Origin of the sequence: Halopenitus persicus (genome assembly GCF_002355635.1) — an archaeon.
Classification (GTDB): domain Archaea; phylum Halobacteriota; class Halobacteria; order Halobacteriales; family Haloferacaceae; genus Halopenitus; species Halopenitus persicus_A.
Map to the genome: position 1 here is coordinate 1,863,579 of NZ_AP017558.1, position 15,165 is coordinate 1,878,743.

The 15,165-nt window shown below is 66.5% G+C and carries 17 protein-coding genes and 2 tRNA genes; 8 read left to right on the top strand and 11 right to left on the bottom strand.

Going from position 1 to position 15,165, the window contains the following annotated elements:
- Positions 1 to 59: 59 nt before the first annotated feature.
- The 3 genes from CPZ00_RS09020 to CPZ00_RS09030 form a co-directional block, all read right to left on the bottom strand.
- Positions 60 to 416 (bottom strand): phosphoribosyl-ATP diphosphatase, encoded by a 357-nt coding sequence (locus CPZ00_RS09020; protein WP_096390588.1) that lies wholly within the window; start codon positions 414 to 416, stop codon positions 60 to 62.
- On the bottom strand, positions 413 to 1,006 hold the full coding sequence (gene pdxT, locus CPZ00_RS09025) for a pyridoxal 5'-phosphate synthase glutaminase subunit PdxT (protein ID WP_096390589.1): 594 nt from the start codon (positions 1,004 to 1,006) through the stop codon (positions 413 to 415). The genes CPZ00_RS09020 and pdxT overlap by 4 nt, the downstream gene beginning before the upstream one ends.
- A gap of 68 nt (positions 1,007 to 1,074) precedes the next feature.
- Entirely contained in the window at positions 1,075 to 1,236 is a 162-nt protein-coding gene (locus tag CPZ00_RS09030) for a preprotein translocase subunit Sec61beta (protein WP_021073123.1), read from the bottom strand.
- A 137-nt stretch (positions 1,237 to 1,373) separates the two neighbouring features.
- On the opposite strand from CPZ00_RS09030, the gene trxA reads away from it, so the two are divergent.
- Together trxA and CPZ00_RS09040 are read left to right on the top strand one after the other, a co-directional pair.
- A complete protein-coding gene (gene trxA / locus CPZ00_RS09035; protein ID WP_021073124.1) occupies positions 1,374 to 1,649 on the top strand; it encodes a thioredoxin in 276 nt (91 codons plus the stop codon).
- A 186-nt stretch (positions 1,650 to 1,835) separates the two neighbouring features.
- On the top strand, positions 1,836 to 1,985 hold the full coding sequence (locus CPZ00_RS09040) for a 50S ribosomal protein L40e (RefSeq protein WP_021073125.1): 150 nt from the start codon (positions 1,836 to 1,838) through the stop codon (positions 1,983 to 1,985).
- Between the two features lie 76 nt (positions 1,986 to 2,061).
- On the opposite strand, the gene CPZ00_RS09045 is transcribed toward CPZ00_RS09040, so the two are convergent.
- Complete coding sequence (locus CPZ00_RS09045) at positions 2,062 to 2,685, bottom strand: MBL fold metallo-hydrolase (protein ID WP_096390590.1); 624 nt, start codon at positions 2,683 to 2,685, stop codon at positions 2,062 to 2,064.
- A gap of 137 nt (positions 2,686 to 2,822) precedes the next feature.
- Here CPZ00_RS09045 and CPZ00_RS09050 point away from each other — a divergent pair, with 137 nt between their 5' ends.
- Entirely contained in the window at positions 2,823 to 5,507 is a 2,685-nt protein-coding gene (locus CPZ00_RS09050; protein ID WP_096390591.1) for a phosphoenolpyruvate carboxylase, read from the top strand.
- Between the two features lie 91 nt (positions 5,508 to 5,598).
- On the opposite strand, the gene CPZ00_RS09055 is transcribed toward CPZ00_RS09050, so the two are convergent.
- Positions 5,599 to 5,674, bottom strand: a tRNA-Ile gene (locus CPZ00_RS09055).
- Between the two features lie 178 nt (positions 5,675 to 5,852).
- Positions 5,853 to 5,955, bottom strand: a tRNA-Asn gene (locus CPZ00_RS09060).
- Positions 5,956 to 6,165: 210 nt separating this feature from the next.
- Between CPZ00_RS09060 and cca the strand changes: the two genes are divergently transcribed.
- Positions 6,166 to 7,596, top strand: a complete 1,431-nt coding sequence (cca, locus tag CPZ00_RS09065; protein WP_096390592.1) for a CCA tRNA nucleotidyltransferase — start codon at positions 6,166 to 6,168, stop codon at positions 7,594 to 7,596.
- 70 nt (positions 7,597 to 7,666) lie between these two features.
- On the opposite strand, the gene CPZ00_RS09070 is transcribed toward cca, so the two are convergent.
- From CPZ00_RS09070 to CPZ00_RS09085, 4 genes are all read right to left on the bottom strand, one after another.
- Positions 7,667 to 8,671, bottom strand: a complete 1,005-nt coding sequence (locus CPZ00_RS09070; RefSeq protein WP_096390593.1) for a histone deacetylase family protein — start codon at positions 8,669 to 8,671, stop codon at positions 7,667 to 7,669.
- A 1-nt stretch (position 8,672) separates the two neighbouring features.
- Positions 8,673 to 9,104: a histone family protein gene (locus tag CPZ00_RS09075; protein WP_096390594.1), complete on the bottom strand. Its 432-nt coding sequence runs from the start codon at positions 9,102 to 9,104 to the stop codon at positions 8,673 to 8,675.
- A 160-nt stretch (positions 9,105 to 9,264) separates the two neighbouring features.
- Positions 9,265 to 10,776: a single-stranded DNA binding protein gene (locus tag CPZ00_RS09080; protein ID WP_096390595.1), complete on the bottom strand. Its 1,512-nt coding sequence runs from the start codon at positions 10,774 to 10,776 to the stop codon at positions 9,265 to 9,267.
- A gap of 9 nt (positions 10,777 to 10,785) precedes the next feature.
- Complete coding sequence (locus CPZ00_RS09085) at positions 10,786 to 11,139, bottom strand: hypothetical protein (protein ID WP_096390596.1); 354 nt, start codon at positions 11,137 to 11,139, stop codon at positions 10,786 to 10,788.
- A gap of 171 nt (positions 11,140 to 11,310) precedes the next feature.
- Here CPZ00_RS09085 and CPZ00_RS09090 point away from each other — a divergent pair, with 171 nt between their 5' ends.
- Positions 11,311 to 12,537 carry an RNA-guided endonuclease InsQ/TnpB family protein gene (locus CPZ00_RS09090; RefSeq protein ID WP_096389614.1) on the top strand — a complete coding sequence of 409 codons (1,227 nt, stop codon included), beginning with the start codon at positions 11,311 to 11,313 and terminating at the stop codon, positions 12,535 to 12,537.
- Between the two features lie 26 nt (positions 12,538 to 12,563).
- Here the strand turns inward: CPZ00_RS09090 and CPZ00_RS09095 are convergent, their stop codons facing one another.
- Complete coding sequence (locus CPZ00_RS09095) at positions 12,564 to 12,746, bottom strand: HVO_0416 family zinc finger protein (protein ID WP_021073132.1); 183 nt, start codon at positions 12,744 to 12,746, stop codon at positions 12,564 to 12,566.
- Between the two features lie 229 nt (positions 12,747 to 12,975).
- Between CPZ00_RS09095 and CPZ00_RS15360 the strand changes: the two genes are divergently transcribed.
- The 3 genes from CPZ00_RS15360 (at position 12,976) to pyrE (ending at position 15,138) form a co-directional block, all read left to right on the top strand.
- The gene (locus tag CPZ00_RS15360) at positions 12,976 to 13,116 is read left to right on the top strand and encodes a DUF2080 family transposase-associated protein (RefSeq protein ID WP_015911534.1); all 141 of its coding nucleotides are present in this window, start codon (positions 12,976 to 12,978) and stop codon (positions 13,114 to 13,116) included.
- Between the two features lie 9 nt (positions 13,117 to 13,125).
- The gene (locus CPZ00_RS09100; RefSeq protein WP_096390597.1) at positions 13,126 to 14,388 is read left to right on the top strand and encodes an RNA-guided endonuclease InsQ/TnpB family protein; all 1,263 of its coding nucleotides are present in this window, start codon (positions 13,126 to 13,128) and stop codon (positions 14,386 to 14,388) included.
- Positions 14,389 to 14,562: 174 nt separating this feature from the next.
- Positions 14,563 to 15,138, top strand: coding sequence for an orotate phosphoribosyltransferase (gene pyrE, locus CPZ00_RS09105; RefSeq protein WP_096390598.1), 576 nt, complete (start codon positions 14,563 to 14,565; stop codon positions 15,136 to 15,138).
- The last annotated feature ends 27 nt before the right edge of the window (positions 15,139 to 15,165 follow it).

Below are 15,165 nucleotides of genomic sequence, written 5' to 3' on the forward strand. Positions count from 1 at the left end.
TATGCTTTGACCTGCCCGCTCGTGGGTGCGGGTGCGTCCGCCGGCGGAACCGGGACGTGCTAGCCGAACCGGGACTCGAGCTCGTCGCGGAGGTCGTCGACGTCGAGGTCCTTCATCGCCAGCAGGACCAGCAGGTGGTAGACGAGGTCGGCGCTCTCGTAGAGCAGCTCCGCCTCGTCGTCGTCCTTGGCCGCGAGGATCGTCTCCGTGGTTTCCTCGCCGATCTTCTCCAGGACCGCGTTCTCCCCCTTCTCGTGGGTGAAAAGCGAGGCGGTGTAGGAACCCTCGGGCAGCTCGCGCTTTCGGTCCTCGATCGTCGCGCAAAGCTCGTCGAGGACGTCCGCGGTTTCGGCTGTGGCTGCCTCGTCGGCTGCGGCGGAACCGTTCGGATCGCCGCCAGTCGATTCGTCGCTCATGCGGTCGCCGCCACCTCCGAGAAGAAGGCGAGGTCGTGGATCCGCGGATCGTCGGTCAGTTCCGGATGGAACGAACAGCCGAGAACCGGTCCGTCACGGACGAGGACGGGACGATCCTCCCAGCTCGCCAGGACGTCGACGTCCTCGCCGACGGCGTCGATGAGCGGCGCGCGAATGAAGACCGCGTGGAACGGGTCGGCGAGACCGCCGACCGCCAGCGGGGCCTCGAAGGAGTCGGCCTGTCGGCCGAAGGCGTTCCGGTCGACGGTGGCGTCGATCAGCCCGAGCGTCTCGACGCGATCGTCCTTGGCGTCCGTCGAGAGCACGATGAGTCCGGCGCAGGTCGCGAGCACGGGCTTGTCCGCGGCCACGTGATCGCGGATCTCCCCGGCGATCCCCTCACGGTGGATCAGCCGCGAGATCGTCGTCGACTCCCCGCCGGGACACAGGAGGACGTCACACTCCGGGAGGAGCCCCGATTCCCGGATCTCGACGACCTCCGCCGGCTCGCCGTGGGCCGTGGCCGCACGCCGTATCGCCGCGGCGTGTTCCGACACGTCGCCCTGCACGGCGAGGACGCCTGCTTTCATATCCGTCACTCCGCGTGCGGCTCTCAAAAAGGGCGCGTTCTCTCCCGCACGGGTCGGTCTCCTGGCCGTTAGATCGTCAGCGAGACGATCTGGACGAGGACGCCGAACAGAACCGCGAAGGCGATCACGGTTTTCGGGTCGATCCTGATCGCGTCCCGGCCCTCGGAGTCGAAATACCGGACCAGTCCCGCGCTGGACATCAGCCCGCCGGAGTTCTGACCGCTGCTCATACCCGACCTCGGACTGCCACTCGCGTAAACGTTTCGACACGGGTCGAACCGGTTCGTTCCGAGATGGGTCGGCCGTCCATGCCGTGCCGCGTGAGTAACCCTTATGCACGCTCCGCCGTTACTATCGATAGCACAGTATGACCGTTCGACTTCTCGATTTCCACGCTGACTGGTGCGGCCCGTGTAAGACCCAGGACCCGATCCTCGAAGAACTGCAGGAGGAGCTGGGGGACGCCTTCGAGCTGCAGAAGATCGACGTCGACGAGCAGCAGGACGTCGCCAACCAGTACCAGGTCCGGTCGCTGCCCACGCTCATCGTCGAGTCCGACGACGGCGTCGTCGACCGGTTCGTTGGGGTCACCCAGAAGGAGGACCTCGAGGACGCCATCTCGCAGGCGGCCGCGGCCGCGTAATCGTTCACGATCCGGATCGGACTCCGACGGCCGCTTCTCACGCTCCCGCGTAATCGTTCACGATCCGGATCGGACTCCGACGGCCGCTTCTCACGCTCCCGCGTCGGTCCGGAGTCGCGTCTCCGTCCCGCAAGCGTTGCGTCCCCGTCTCGCAAGCTTTTAGCGCGTACCCGCGTATCGGCACGTATGGCCAGTTTCGACGCCGCGAAGAAGCGAACGCTCGAGAAGCTCGTGTGTATGCGCTGTAACGCCCGCAACCCGAAGGACGCCGACGAATGCCGCAAGTGCGGGTACAAGAACCTCCGCCCGAAGGCGACCGAGCGCCGCGCCGCGTAATCGACGCCGCCTTCTCCGGCCGTTCACGCTCCACTGAGACGCCCGTCCGCCCAAGTCCTATCCGTCCGCCCAGGCCTTACTCGGGGTATTTCGGCTCCCGCCGCTCCGCCCGGTCGAGCGCGCGCTCGATCACGGCACGAACGGACTCGTCGCCCTCGCCCGCCCGGTAGACGTCGCCGTGTCCGGCGTACAGCTCGGAGACGGCGTCCGGCAGCCGGTCGAGAAGGTCCTGGAGGCTCTCGATCAGCCGTTCACGTGACTGACCCGTCATGTCGGTGCGCCCGAAGGAGCCGTCCTCGAAGGCGCCGTCGTTGTAGACGACGACGTCGCCGCTGTAGAGCCGGTCGGGCCCGACGAACGCGACGTGGTCGACGGCGTGACCCGGCGTGTACACCACCTCGCACCGTTCGTCGCCGATCGTGACCACGTCGCCGTCCTCGAGCGCGACGTCCCGGCGTGGATGGTCGCCGTGGGCGTACAGGTCGGCGTCGAAGGCGTCGAGGACGGCGTCCAGCTCGCCGATGTGGTCGGCGTGTTGATGCGTGAGCACGACCCGGTCCAGGCCGTCGACGTGGTCGGCGATGACGTCCTCGACGCCGGGCATCGTGCCGGCGTCGACCAGCGTCGTCGTCGATCCGGGCACCAGATAGGCGTTACAGGTGAACGTCTCCGCGTCCGCCGTGACGGTGATCGGCTCCATAGCCGGCGTTTGGCGACGGTGCACTTAAAGGGGCCGTCGTCGGAACGAATCGTCGTCGTGACCACGACGTGTCCGACATAGGATGTTTTATGTTAACAAGGAATATATTTAACGGGGATCCGGCGGAGGTGGCCCGTATGGACCTGTACCGCCGCGATATCCGACAGGACGTCCGGGAACTCGGGGCGCTCGTCGGCGACGTGCTCACCGAGCAGGCGTCCGCCGACGCCCTCGAGACCGTCGAGGCCCTCCGGACCGACGCGATCGCGTACCGCTCGTCCGATGATGCACTCGAGTCGCGCGATCCGCTCCGGGCGACGCTCGCGGCGAGCGATGCCGATAGACAGCTGGTCGTCGCCCGCGCGTTCACCGCCTACTTCGAACTGATCAACCTCGCCGAGGAGCGCGAGCGCGTTCGGGCGCTCCGCGAGCAGTCGCAGGCCGACGTCCCCGACGACGGCCTCGCGGAGGCGATCGCTCTGCTCGAGGAGGCGGACCCGGAGACGGCCGAGCGCGTCCTTTCGGACGTCCTCGTCGAGCCGACGTTCACCGCCCATCCGACCGAGGCGCGCCGCAAGACCGTCAAGACGAAACTCCGATCGGTCGCCGGGACGCTGGCGGCGCTCGACGAGCGCCTGCTCACCGACGACGAGCGCGACCGGCTCGAGCGCGAGCTTCGCGCGGACGTGACGAGCCTCTGGCAGACCCCGCAGGTGCGCGACCGTCGGCCCGAGCCGCTCGACGAGGTGTTGAACGTCCAGTGGTACCTCGAGAACGTCCTCTTCGACGTGGTCGGCGACGTCCTCGAGCCGGTCGCCGCCTTCGCCGACGCGGGTCCTGCCGGTCCGACACTCCTCGAGTTCCGGTCGTGGGCGGGGTCGGACCGTGACGGCAACCCGCACGTCACGCCCGTGGTAACCTCCGACACGCTCGAGCGCCAGCGCGAGGCGGCCCTCGAGGGCTACCGCGACCGCGTGCGGTCGCTCTCGAACGTGCTCAGCCAGGACGCGAGCCGGCTCGAGCTGGGCGACGCCGTCCGGAAATCGCTCGCTCGCGACAAGGACCGGCTGCCCGAGGCCGCCGAGCGCGCGGAGTCGCGGTACTCGAACGAGCCGTACCGCCAGAAGCTGCTGTGCATCCACGAGCGACTCGACCGCGTCGGCGACGTTCGTCCCGGTGGGTACCCGGACGCGGACGCGTTCCGCCGCGATCTGGAGGCGATTGCGGCGGATCTCCGAGCCAACGACGCGAGCGACGTCGCCGCGACCCACGTCGACCCGCTGATTCGTACCGTCGCGACCTTCGGCTTCACCCTCGCGAGCCTGGACCTCCGGGACCACCGGGAGAACCACACGCAGGCGGTCACGGAGGCGCTCGATCGAGCCGGGATCGATTACGCGGCGATGAACGAGTCCGAGCGCGTCCGGTTTCTGACCGCCGCGATGGACGACGCCCCCGACCTCGTCGCGTTCGACGCGCTCGCGGACGTCTCGGAGACGACCGCCCGCGTGCTCGAGCGGTTCGCGAAGCTCGCCGACTGGCAGCGCGAGTACGGCACGGACGCGATCGACACCTACTGCATCAGCATGTGTGAGGAACCATCGCACGTGCTGGAGGTGCTGTTCCTGGCCGCGGCGGCCGGGGTCGTCGACCTGCCGGAGCACAGCGGTCTCGACGTCGTTCCCCTGCTCGAGACCGAGTACGCCCTCTCGGACGCGCGGCGAATCATGGGGACGCTGTTCGAGAACGAGGCGTACGCGGCCGCGGTCGCGGCGCGTGGTGACGTCCAGGAGGTGATGTTGGGGTACTCGGACTCGAACAAGGAGAACGGCTACCTCGCGGCCCAGTGGGCGCTGTACAGCAACCAGAAACGGTTGTCGGCGATCGCCGAGGAGTACGGCATCGAGCTCCGACTGTTCCACGGCCGGGGCGGCTCGATCTCCCGGAGCGGGGGGCCGGTCGCGGAGTCGCTGCTGTCGCTGCCGCCCGAGACGGTGACGGGAGCGGTGAAGTACACCGAACAGGGCGAGGCGATCGCCGAGCGGTACGCGAACCCGCGGATCGCGAACCGCGAGCTCGAGCGGCTGTTGAACGCCCAGATCCGTGCCCGGCTGCGCGCGCTCGAGGGCGAGGCCGACCCCGTGGAGCCGGAATGGGAGGCGGCGATGGAGACGGCGGCCGACGCCGCCCGCGAGGCGTACCGCGAGCTGCTCGCGACCGACGGCTTCCTCGAGTACTTCGGCGACGCCACCCCGATCTCGGTGATCGAGGAGCTGAACCTCGGGTCACGGCCGGCCTCCCGGAGCGGGGAGCGGACCGTCGAGGACCTCCGAGCGATCCCGTGGGTGTTCGCGTGGACGCAGACGCGGTGTCCGATCACGGGCTGGTACTCGCTGGCGACGGGCCTCGACGCGTACCTCGAGTCGGACGGCGACGTGGGGACGCTCGCCGCGATGTACGAGTCGTGGCCGTTCTTCCGGACGATCCTCGACAGCGCCGCGCTCTCGCTGGCTCGGACCGACCTGGAGATCGCCGCCGAGTACGCGGCCCTGGCGGAGCCGGAGATCCGCGACCGCGTCTTCGGGCGGATCCGCGAGGAACACGACCGAGCCGTCGAGCTCGTTCGAGCGATCACCGGTCGGGAGACGCTGGTGAAGCGGGGCTGGCTGACCGAGAGCCTGGAGCGCCGCAATCCCTACGTGGATCCGCTCCACCTGCTGCAGGTCCAGCTGCTCGACCGGGACTCCCGGTCGGCGACCGAGGATCGGGCGCTCCGGCTGACCGTCACGGGGATCGCCGCCGGAATGAAGACGACGGGGTGACCGGATGAAGACGACGGGGTGACTGGATGAAGATCACGGGGTGACTGGATGAATACGGGTGCGGTCGGCTCCGAATCGACCAGCGAGTCGATGGGCCCTGTCGGATTTGAACCAACGCTCAACTCGTTATGAGCGAGTCGCTTTCAGCCGGACTAAGCTAAGGGCCCTCACAACGGGCTATCCGTCGATGCCTCTTTAGCGTACCGCCTTCGTTCGACTCGGGGACGGACGACTCGGTGAGCGGACGTCCCGGTGAGCGGACGACTCGGGTCGGGTGTCTCGAAACCGATCTGTCCGGGGTCGTTTCCCGAGCGGGACGCTCCGTGGGCGACGAAACGGGAGAAGCGCCGAAGCCAGGACTCGAACCTGGGACCGCCTCGTGACTGCGACGAACGGGAAAGCCGATCGTCCTAACAGCGAGGCGCTCTACCAACTGAGCTACTTCGGCTCTACGCGTTCATACTGGTCTCCTTTTGATAGGGCTTTCGTTTTCACCCGACGGCGTCGGTCGGTTCCACACGTCGCGTCGGTCGGTTTCACGCGTCGCACCGGCGGCTCCCGATCGCCGTGGACCGGGGTATGGAGAGCGCTACGAGTCGATCACCGCGGCCGAGTCCCGACCGACATCCTTTCACGCCGACCGACTGAAGCGGTCGGTATGAGCGATCCGGAATCCGTTCGGCGGTCGGTCCTCGACCGCATCACCCCCGACCCGGCGGAGCGGGAGCGTCTCGAGTCGGTCGCGACCCGGCTCGTCGACCGGACGCGGGCGGCCGTCGTCGACCTCGACGCCGACCTGACCGCCGGTCCGGACGGCGACGTCGACGTGGTCCGCGTCGGGTCGACCGCCCGCGGCACGTGGCTGTCGGGGGACCGGGACATCGACCTCTTCGTTCGGTTTCCGACCGACCTCCCCCGGGCCGACCTCGAGCGCTACGGGCTGTCGATCGGCCACGCCGTCCTGCCGGACGGTCACGAGGAGTACGCCGAACACCCCTACGTTACGGGCACCCTCGAGGGATTCGACGTCGATCTCGTCCCGTGTTACGACGTCCCCGACGCCGGGGCGATCCGGTCGGCGGTCGATCGCACCCCGTTTCACGACGCCTACCTCTCCGAGCGGCTCACCGAGGAACTCGCCGCGGACGTGCTGCTCGCGAAGCGGTTCCTCAAGGGGATCGGCGCATACGGCAGCGACCTCCGAAATCGGGGGTTTTCGGGGTACCTGACCGAGCTGCTCGTCGTCGAGCACGGCGGGTTCGAGCCGCTTTTGCGGGCCGCCGCCGACTGGCATCCGCCCGTTCGGCTCGACCCCGAGGACCACGGCACGGCGACCTTCGACGACCCGCTCGTCGTGATCGACCCGACCGACCCGGAGCGGAACGTGGCGGCAGTCTGCTCCGGGCGCAACCTCGCCCGGTTGCAACACCACGCCCGCGCGTACCTTGCCGACCCGAGCCCGACGCCCTTCTTTCCCCCCGAACGGGAGCCGATATCGGCCGACGCGGTCCGCGAGCACGTCGACCGACGCGGGACGACCCCGGTCGCGATCGTCCTCCAGCCACCGGCGCTCGTCGACGACCAGCTGTGGCCCCAGCTCCGGAAGTCGCGTGACGGGATCGTTCGCGCCCTCGAGGACCGCCAGTTTCCGGTGCTTCGATCGCGGACGATGGTCGAGGGCGATCCGGTCGCCGCGAGCCGCGCACGCGGGACCGGTCTCTCCGACCCCGGTCGCGCCGTCATCCTCATTGAGCCCCTGCGCGAGTCGCTGCCCGCGGTCGCCGCCCACCGCGGTCCCCCGGTCTCGGTGCGGGAACACGCCGAGGGCTTCTACGACGCCTACGCCGACGACGGGGACCCGCATACCTACGGCCCGTTCCTCGACGGCGACCGCTACGTCGTCGAGCGGGAGCGAGCGGTCACGAGCGCGGCCGCGTTCCTCGCCGAGGGCGATCTCTCCGACGTCGGGCTCGGCGCACAGCTCACCGACGCGATCGCGGACCGTGAGGTGCTCGTCGGCGACGACGTCGCGTCGCTGGCGGACGGGTTCGGCAGACAGCTTCGCTCCTACTTCGAGCCGCGGCCGTGACGTGCGGTGGGGCCGTGGAGCCGACTGGTCGGGGACTAAGCCATTCGGGTCAGCGGTCGAAAGCCGATCGTCAGCGGTCGAACTGTGACTCGACGTCGTTGATGAGCACGCGTGTCGACCCGTTGAGATCGCCCTCCGGTTCGACCGGCTCGCGGCCGTCGAACGTCTCGTGGACCATCCCGACGCCCTCGGCGAGGGTGTCGAGCCCGTAGCCCCCCTCGAGCACGAACCCGAGGGCCGCGCCGATCCGGTCCGCGATGTCGCGAACCCGGTCGGTGAGCAGCGCGTATCCCTCCGAGGAGACCCGCATCCGGGAGATGGGGTCGTGGCGGTGGGCGTCGAACCCGGCCGAGACGAGCAGGAGGTCGGGGTCGTACGCCGCGAGCATCGGGTCGAGCACCTCATCGAGCACCGTACAGTACTCCACGTCGCCCGCGCCGGCGGAGAGCGGAACGTTCACCGTGGTTCCCTCGCCGTCGCCGGTTCCCGTCTCGTCGATCTCGCCCGTGCCCGGATACAGCCCCTGTTCGTGGATCGAGGCGTAGAAGACGTCGCCGCGGTCGTAAAAGATGTCCTGCGTTCCGTTGCCGTGGTGGACGTCCCAGTCGAAGATCGCGACCCGGTCGGCGAGCCCCCCGTCGATCACCGTCTGTGCGGCGACGGCGGCGTTGTTGACGAAACAGAATCCCATCGCGTCGTCCGTCACGGCGTGGTGGCCCGGCGGGCGGCCGACCGCGAACGGGGTCTCCCGACCGCTCGCGCCCGCGATCGCCTCCCGCGCCGCCCACTGGGCGAGTCCCGCCGAGGCGAGCGCGGCGTCCCACGTCTTCTCGCAGGCGACCGTGTCGGGGTCCCAGTTTCCGCCGCCGTCGGCACAGAACGCCTCGACGTCGTCGACGTAGTCCTCGTCGTGGACCGCGGCTACCGCCGATCGGGTCGCCGGGGTCGCCTCGTGGTAGGCGACGCCGTGGCGTTGCCGGAGTCCCTTGCGGATCGCCCGGAGCCGGTCCGGGGTCTCCGGGTGCCGCTCGCCGGTGTCGTGTTCCAGACAGATCTCGGAGTAGCCGAACTGCATATTAGTTGAACAGGGTGAAGTAGGTCTCGATGTCCTCGGCCTGGATCGTCCGTCGATCCGCGTGCCGCGCCAGCGTGGCCGCCGCACTCGCCACGTTGTCGGCGTAATCCTCGAGGACGTCGGCCAGCGCGATCCGCGCGTCCATCCCGACGCGATAGCGGTCGTCGATCCGGGACCGTGCGATCCGGTCGACCGGAGCGACCGGGAGCGTGAGCGTCCCCCGGTCGACGACCTGTTCGACGTCGAAATCCGCGGCCATCAGCGTCTTCCGACCGTCCGCCGTTGCGCGCTCGGCGGCGTCCGTGGCTAGCGTCGCGCCGTGGTCCTGGACGCGTCGCGCGAGCGCCTCCGCCGCGTCAGCGCTGACCCTGAGGTCGCCGGCGTTCCGCCGGATGATCTGGTCGACCGGGGCGAACGGCAACTCGACACTCATACACACACTCGGGTCCGTCCGCCGTATAACGCTTTCCGTTACCCGCCGTCTCCGTTTTCGTTAGGTGCTGTCCGGGGCGTGCGTGCCGTCATTCGCGTGGTCCTTCGGGCGGACCCCGGCCCGCGGAGTCGTGGGCCCTGGGTGGCGGGCCGACGACCACCTAGAAGACGTCCTCGGCGTCGATCCGACCGTCGCGTTCGGGACCGCGGACCGTCACTTCCTCGCCGAGCCGCAGCGTCTCGTCGGTCCGAACGCTCCTCGTTCGCTCCCCGTCGTCCAGCACGACCGGATTCCCGGCCTGGACGACCGTCCCGGTGAACTCGGCGGTCGCCTCCGTCGCGTTGCCGGTCGTCGCTTCGTCGGTCCCGGCCGACTCGGAGGCGTCGGCCGTGGCGGCCGCCGCAGCCGCCGGCCCGCCGTCGGACTGCGCGCGCGCGCCTTCGGTCGCGCCGTCGGCGCCGTTGGCGAACGCATCGAGCCCCTCGCTTTCGGGCCGCTTCTCTGCCGACTCGGTCGGGTCATCGGCCGTCGACCCCTCTGACCGGCGTCCGTCGGTCGCGTTGCCGGTCTCGAGCACGCTGACGGTCGACCGCCAGTTGGCCGACGCCTCGAGGTCGTCCTGCCAACCGTCGCTGATCTCGACGTCGGTGAACAGGACTTCGTCGGCCAGCTCGATCCCGGCGTCGGCCTTCTCGCCCCACAGCGCCACCCGGATCTCGCCGGTGTCGTCCCTGATGCGGACGTTTCGGACCTGCCCCTCCGAGCCGTCGTCGCGGTCGAAGGTCCGCTTGGGGTCCGTCTCGATCACGCCGCCGGCCAGATCGACCGTCTCCCCGATCTCCAGGTCGGCGATGTCGGTCGTCTCCGGGACGTATTCGACCGTCTCGTCGACGCGTTCGATCGAGCCGCGATTTCCGACGTGTAACTCGAGGTCGTCGTCCCGCTCGCGGACGTAACCGTCCACGACCTCGACGACCTCGCCCGCCTCGAACTCCTCCGCGAGGTCGGCCCGGTCGTCCCACATCGTCACGCGGACGCGACCGGTCTCGTCGCCGAGAGTGAGGTTCGCGACCCGTCCCTCGGTGCCGTCGTCCCGGGAGAACGTTCGGACGTCGCCGGCCTCGAGCACCGTTCCGACGAGCGTGACGTCCGAGGCACCGAGCGTCAGGTCCTCGACGCGGTAGGCGTCAAGGAGCTGCACGTCGACCTCCGCGTCCGCGTCGGGCTCGACCTTGTTCGCGCTCACCTCGAGGCCGTTGTAGCCCTCCTTCGGGCGCCCCATCACGCGCAACACGTCGCCGGTTTCCAGTTCCTCGGCGGCGCCGGTCGCCATCTCGTCCCAGAGGGCGACCCTGACCGATCCGGACTCGTCGGCGATCTCGACGTTACAGACGCGCCCCTCCTCCCGGTCGTCGTCATCGTCGCGCTCGAAGGTCCGGACCTCGCCGATCGAGGTGACCTTCCCGAGGAACTTCACGTCGTCCATCCCCGGCTCGATGTCCGCGATCGTCTCGACCTCCTCGTCGCGGAGCTCGTGGGCGATGAGCATCGCGGCCGTCTCCTCGTCCGCGAGCCCGCCCATCTGTTCGACCTTGTCCTCGACCGCCGCCTCGAACGCGTCGAACTCGACGTCGGTCTCGAGGTCCTCGTAGACGTCCTCGATCACACCCATAGTCGTACCTCACGGAACGGTGACTCGGCGGTTAAGCGTTGTCCTTGTCCCGATACCCCGGCCGAGCCGGTCGCATTCGCAACCGACTGCCGTCGTTCGATCCGTCCGGTCAGACGCCCCGGATCGATGGTCGTCCTCGGCGTCCGCTCTCCCGTGCTCGTCTCCGGTGGCCGCCCTCCCGTGCTCGTCTCCGGCGTCCGCTCTCCCGTGCTCGTCTCCGATGGCTGCCCTCCCGTGCTCGTCTCCGATGGCCGCCCTCCCGTGCTCGTCTCCGATGGCCGCCCTCCCGTGCTCGTCTCCGATGGCTGTTCGGATACGGTCGTCTCCGGTGTCCGTTTGGATCGCCGCTCGGTCATCACTCACCGATGGTGGCGGTATCGCATAAAAATGGTCGCACCGGTCGTCGAGTCCGTCGGGTAGTACGGATCGTTTACAGAATGCAAGGAGAATGCCCCGGGGCTTGACCCCGGGGTTGAATCCGACAACTCCTGATACAAGCCATTAAGTCGAAACACCCATAACCAAGAGACAGCGATGGAGTACAGTCACCGCTACCCAGCATACCCGACACAACAGGTAGCGGCTGAACTGGAATACCACATCGACATTCATCGCCAAGCGTACAACTACACCCTGTACGAGTATGAAAACGTGGACGCCGACGACATCGGCTCCGCGTACAAACACCACTCCCGACTCCCCGGCTGGAAAGACCAGTTCCCCATCTTCTCAGAGGTTAACTCGAAAGCTCTGCAACGAACCGTCACACGGTTCTACCAGAACCTCGACGCCCTCTCCGAGCAGAAACAGAACGGTCGCAAGGTCGGGAACCTCAAGTGGAAGTCGCCACGGGAGTTCCAGAGTATGACGTTTTCACAGTCCGGCTTCGAACTCAAAAACACGAGTGGCCGACGCGCGACACTCTGGCTCTCCAAAATCGGAGACATCAAAATCCGCTACCACCGCGAAATCCCAGATACAGCGGACATCAAAGAGGCCACTGTCAAGAAGGAGACGACTGGTGAATGGTTTGTCTCCTTCGGCCTCGAAACCGACGACGCTGACTTACCCGAGAAACCCGACGTGAACTCGCTTAACACGAGTAACAGCGTCGGAATCGACCTCGGCATCCTCAACTACATCCACACCAGCGATGGCAAAACCGTAGATTGGCTCGACCTCAAAGACGAATACGACCGACTCAGACGCGAACAACGGAAGTTGTCGCGGAAGGAGAAAGGGTCAAACAACTACGAGAAGCAACGCCGGAAAGTGGCGAAGGTCAAGCGTCACATCAAGCGGAAGGTGCTGGACTACCAGCACAAGATAACGACGTGCCTTGTCCGCGAATACGACGCTGTATTCGTGGAAGACCTGAACGTGAAGGGGATGCTCGAACAGTCGCATAACGCCCGGAACAAGCAGGACGCGGCGTGGCGACAGTTCATCACGCTCCTCGAATACAAGGCCGACCTGTATGGATGTCACGTCAAACAGGTCGAAGCGCGAGGCACCACGAAAGAGTGCGCGTCGTGTGGTGTGGAGACGGCGAAGCCTATCTGGGTCAGGGAACACTCCTGTCCGAGTTGTGGCCTTGAATGTGACCGTGATGCGAATGCAGCGATGAATGTCCTACAACGTGGTTTTGCTGAACTAGGGCTGGGATGGCCCGAATCAACGCCTGTGGAGACTGCGCTCCCTACGGACACCAGTTCGGTGTCTGCAAAGCGCGTCGTGGAAACGGGAAGCCTCGGGGCTTGACCCCGAGGTGATTCACCCGAGGCGGTTCACGCGTACGGGTCCCAGCCACAGACGCGGCACTCGCTCGCCGACTCCTCGTGAAGGCCGCCACACTCGGGACACTGCTTCTTGTTATACGATCGCTCCCAGCGTACGATCTCGGTCTCGTGACCGCGGTCCTCGAGGAATTCGTCGAACAGACCGTCGCTCGTGCTGGGTGCTGACGACATACACGGTATGGTATACCGTGACAGTACTTTAGCTTTTTGCAGGCGCTAAGCCCCCGTCCTCAAGGAGCGACCGGAGGGAGCGAGTAGGTTGGGGGTACAGCGTCCCCGTGCGAACGAATCGCTCCGCGATTCGTCAACGCCGTCATCGTCTTTCATACGCCCGCTTGTTGCTGGCCCACAGGCCCACGCTCCGACACACTTATGTTTAAATAATGTCTACACATCGATGATGGATAGGCACGAAATCGAAGGCCACGAAGTCATCGAGGGAGAGGTGAAACCCACCGGCAACGGCGCACACGTCCTCGTCCCGAAACGGTGGCGTGGCGCAGACGTGAAAATCGTTCGAACGTCCGACCCCGACGAGTAACACGACACGATGAACTATAACTACAGGTATCGACTCAAACCGACTGACCGCCAGCGGAAGACGCTGGATTATCACCGCGATACCTGTAGACAACTCTACAACCACGCGCTGTACCGCTTCAACCAGATTCCCGAGAGCGACGGCACTGTCAAACAGCGCGTCCGAAAAATCCGTGACGAACTTCCCGTCCTCAAAGACTGGTGGGACGCACTCACCGACGTGTACTCGAAAGTGCTTCAGCCCACCGTTATGCGGATTGCTAAGAATATCAAACGTCTCGGACAACTCAAAGAACAGGGCTATACCGTCGGTGAACTCCGGTGGAAGTCACCGCGAGAATTCCGCAGTTTCACGTACAACCAGTCTGGCTTCGAACTCGACAAAAAGGATGGTCAGACCGTGTTGTCACTGTCCAAACTCGCGGACATTCCCATCGAACTCCACCGACCGCTCCCCGACGACGCCACGGTCAAGGAAGTCACGCTCAAAAAGGAGAAGACAGGTGAGTGGTTCGCCATCTTCGGTATCGAGATGGACGGAGAACCACCAACGAAGCCATCGCTGGCCGATATTGACGCAGAGAATATGGTCGGCATCGACGTGGGTATCCTGAAGTATGCCCAAGACACCGACGGCACGGCAGTCGAATCACTCGACCTGTCGGCGGAACGCGACAGGCTCGAACGAGAACAACGGACTCTCTCGCGCAAAGAGTACAAGTCGCACAACTGGAAGAAACAGCGCCAGCGAGTGGCTGAGTGTCACTTCCAAATCAAGCGCAAACGTCGTGACTTCCTGCACAAACTCTCGAACTACTACGCCCGAGAGTACGAGCTAGTCGCGGTCGAAAACCTCGACGTAAAAGGGATGCTCGAATCGGCGCGCAACAGCCGCAATACGGCGTCAGCAGCGTGGAATACCTTCACGGATATGCTCGAATACAAGTGCGAACGCGAAGGCACGCACTTCGTGGAGGTTGAACCCGAAGGCACAACCAAAGAGTGCGCTCAGTGTGGCGTCGCAACCGACAAGCCGCTGTGGGTGCGGGAACACTCCTGTCCCGCCTGTGGCTTGAAAGCGGACAGAGACGCAAACGCAGCGTGGAACATTCTTCTTCGTGGACTCACCGAACTAGGAGTGGATCACTCCGAAGGAACGCCTGTGGAGACTGCGCTCCCTGCGGACACTGCGGTTGTGTCTGCAAAGCGCGTCCTGGAAGCAGGAAGCCCCTGCCTCAAGGAGCCGCCGAAGGCGGCGAGTAGGCAGGGGTAGTTCACTGTTTCCGATCGCGCAATGGGATCCGTTTGCCGGCGCCACGATCGTTCCGGTCGGCGATTCACGGCCGCGCGCTTCGGCCGGGCTATGACTGCCCCGTTCGATCGCGTCGCGACTGTCCCGTTCGGCCGTTTCGACCGGTTTATACCGGCGGAACCGCGCTACCGACGTATGGACGAGACGGAGACGCGATCCGGTTCGACGGACGAGACGGCCGACCTCATCGCCGCGCTGCGTGCGGCCGACGCCGTGCGGTTCGGCGAGTTCGAGCTCTCCCACGGCGGCACGAGCGACTACTACGTCGACAAGTACCTCTTCGAGACGGACCCCGAGTGTCTCCGGCTGATCGCGGCCGCCTTCGCCGACCGCCTCGCCGACGTCGACGCGAAGCTCGCCGGCGTCGCCCTGGGCGCCGTGCCGCTCGTGGCGGTCACGGCGGCCGAGATCGACCGCCCCTACGTCATCGCCCGCAAGCAGGCCAAGGAGTACGGCACCGGCAACCGGATCGAAGGGCGGCTGGCCGACGGCGAGGAGGTCGTCGTTCTCGAGGACATCGCGACGACCGGCCGGTCGGCGCTCGACGCCGTCGAGGCGCTGCGCGATGCGGGCGCGGTCGTCGACCGCGTCCTCGTCGTCGTGGACCGACAGGAGGGCGCCGCGGAGCTGCTCGCCGACCACGACGTCGAACTCGAGTCGCTCGTGAACGCCTCGCAGCTGCTGGCCGACGCCGACCGTAACGACGGATAAAACAGAAACCGCGAGCGAAAGCCGCGA

Excerpts from the sequence above, each read along its gene's own strand:
- CPZ00_RS09030 (WP_021073123.1), bottom strand. The coding sequence starts at position 1,236 with ATGAGCAGCGGTCAGAACTCCGGCGGGCTGATGTCCAGCGCGGGACTG.
- CPZ00_RS09090 (WP_096389614.1), top strand. The coding sequence starts at position 11,311 with ATGGAGTACAGTCACCGCTACCCAGCATACCCGACACAACAGGTAGCG.
- pdxT (WP_096390589.1), bottom strand. The coding sequence starts at position 1,006 with ATGAAAGCAGGCGTCCTCGCCGTGCAGGGCGACGTGTCGGAACACGCC.
- CPZ00_RS09070 (WP_096390593.1), bottom strand. The coding sequence starts at position 8,671 with ATGCAGTTCGGCTACTCCGAGATCTGTCTGGAACACGACACCGGCGAG.
- CPZ00_RS09075 (WP_096390594.1), bottom strand. The coding sequence starts at position 9,104 with ATGAGTGTCGAGTTGCCGTTCGCCCCGGTCGACCAGATCATCCGGCGG.
- cca (WP_096390592.1), top strand. The coding sequence starts at position 6,166 with ATGAGCGATCCGGAATCCGTTCGGCGGTCGGTCCTCGACCGCATCACC.
- pyrE (WP_096390598.1), top strand. The coding sequence starts at position 14,563 with ATGGACGAGACGGAGACGCGATCCGGTTCGACGGACGAGACGGCCGAC.
- CPZ00_RS09095 (WP_021073132.1), bottom strand. The coding sequence starts at position 12,746 with ATGTCGTCAGCACCCAGCACGAGCGACGGTCTGTTCGACGAATTCCTC.
- trxA (WP_021073124.1), top strand. The coding sequence starts at position 1,374 with ATGACCGTTCGACTTCTCGATTTCCACGCTGACTGGTGCGGCCCGTGT.
- CPZ00_RS09100 (WP_096390597.1), top strand. The coding sequence starts at position 13,126 with ATGAACTATAACTACAGGTATCGACTCAAACCGACTGACCGCCAGCGG.
- CPZ00_RS09020 (WP_096390588.1), bottom strand. The coding sequence starts at position 416 with ATGAGCGACGAATCGACTGGCGGCGATCCGAACGGTTCCGCCGCAGCC.
- CPZ00_RS09050 (WP_096390591.1), top strand. The coding sequence starts at position 2,823 with ATGGACCTGTACCGCCGCGATATCCGACAGGACGTCCGGGAACTCGGG.
- CPZ00_RS09045 (WP_096390590.1), bottom strand. The coding sequence starts at position 2,685 with ATGGAGCCGATCACCGTCACGGCGGACGCGGAGACGTTCACCTGTAAC.
- CPZ00_RS09080 (WP_096390595.1), bottom strand. The coding sequence starts at position 10,776 with ATGGGTGTGATCGAGGACGTCTACGAGGACCTCGAGACCGACGTCGAG.
- CPZ00_RS15360 (WP_015911534.1), top strand. The coding sequence starts at position 12,976 with ATGGATAGGCACGAAATCGAAGGCCACGAAGTCATCGAGGGAGAGGTG.
- CPZ00_RS09040 (WP_021073125.1), top strand. The coding sequence starts at position 1,836 with ATGGCCAGTTTCGACGCCGCGAAGAAGCGAACGCTCGAGAAGCTCGTG.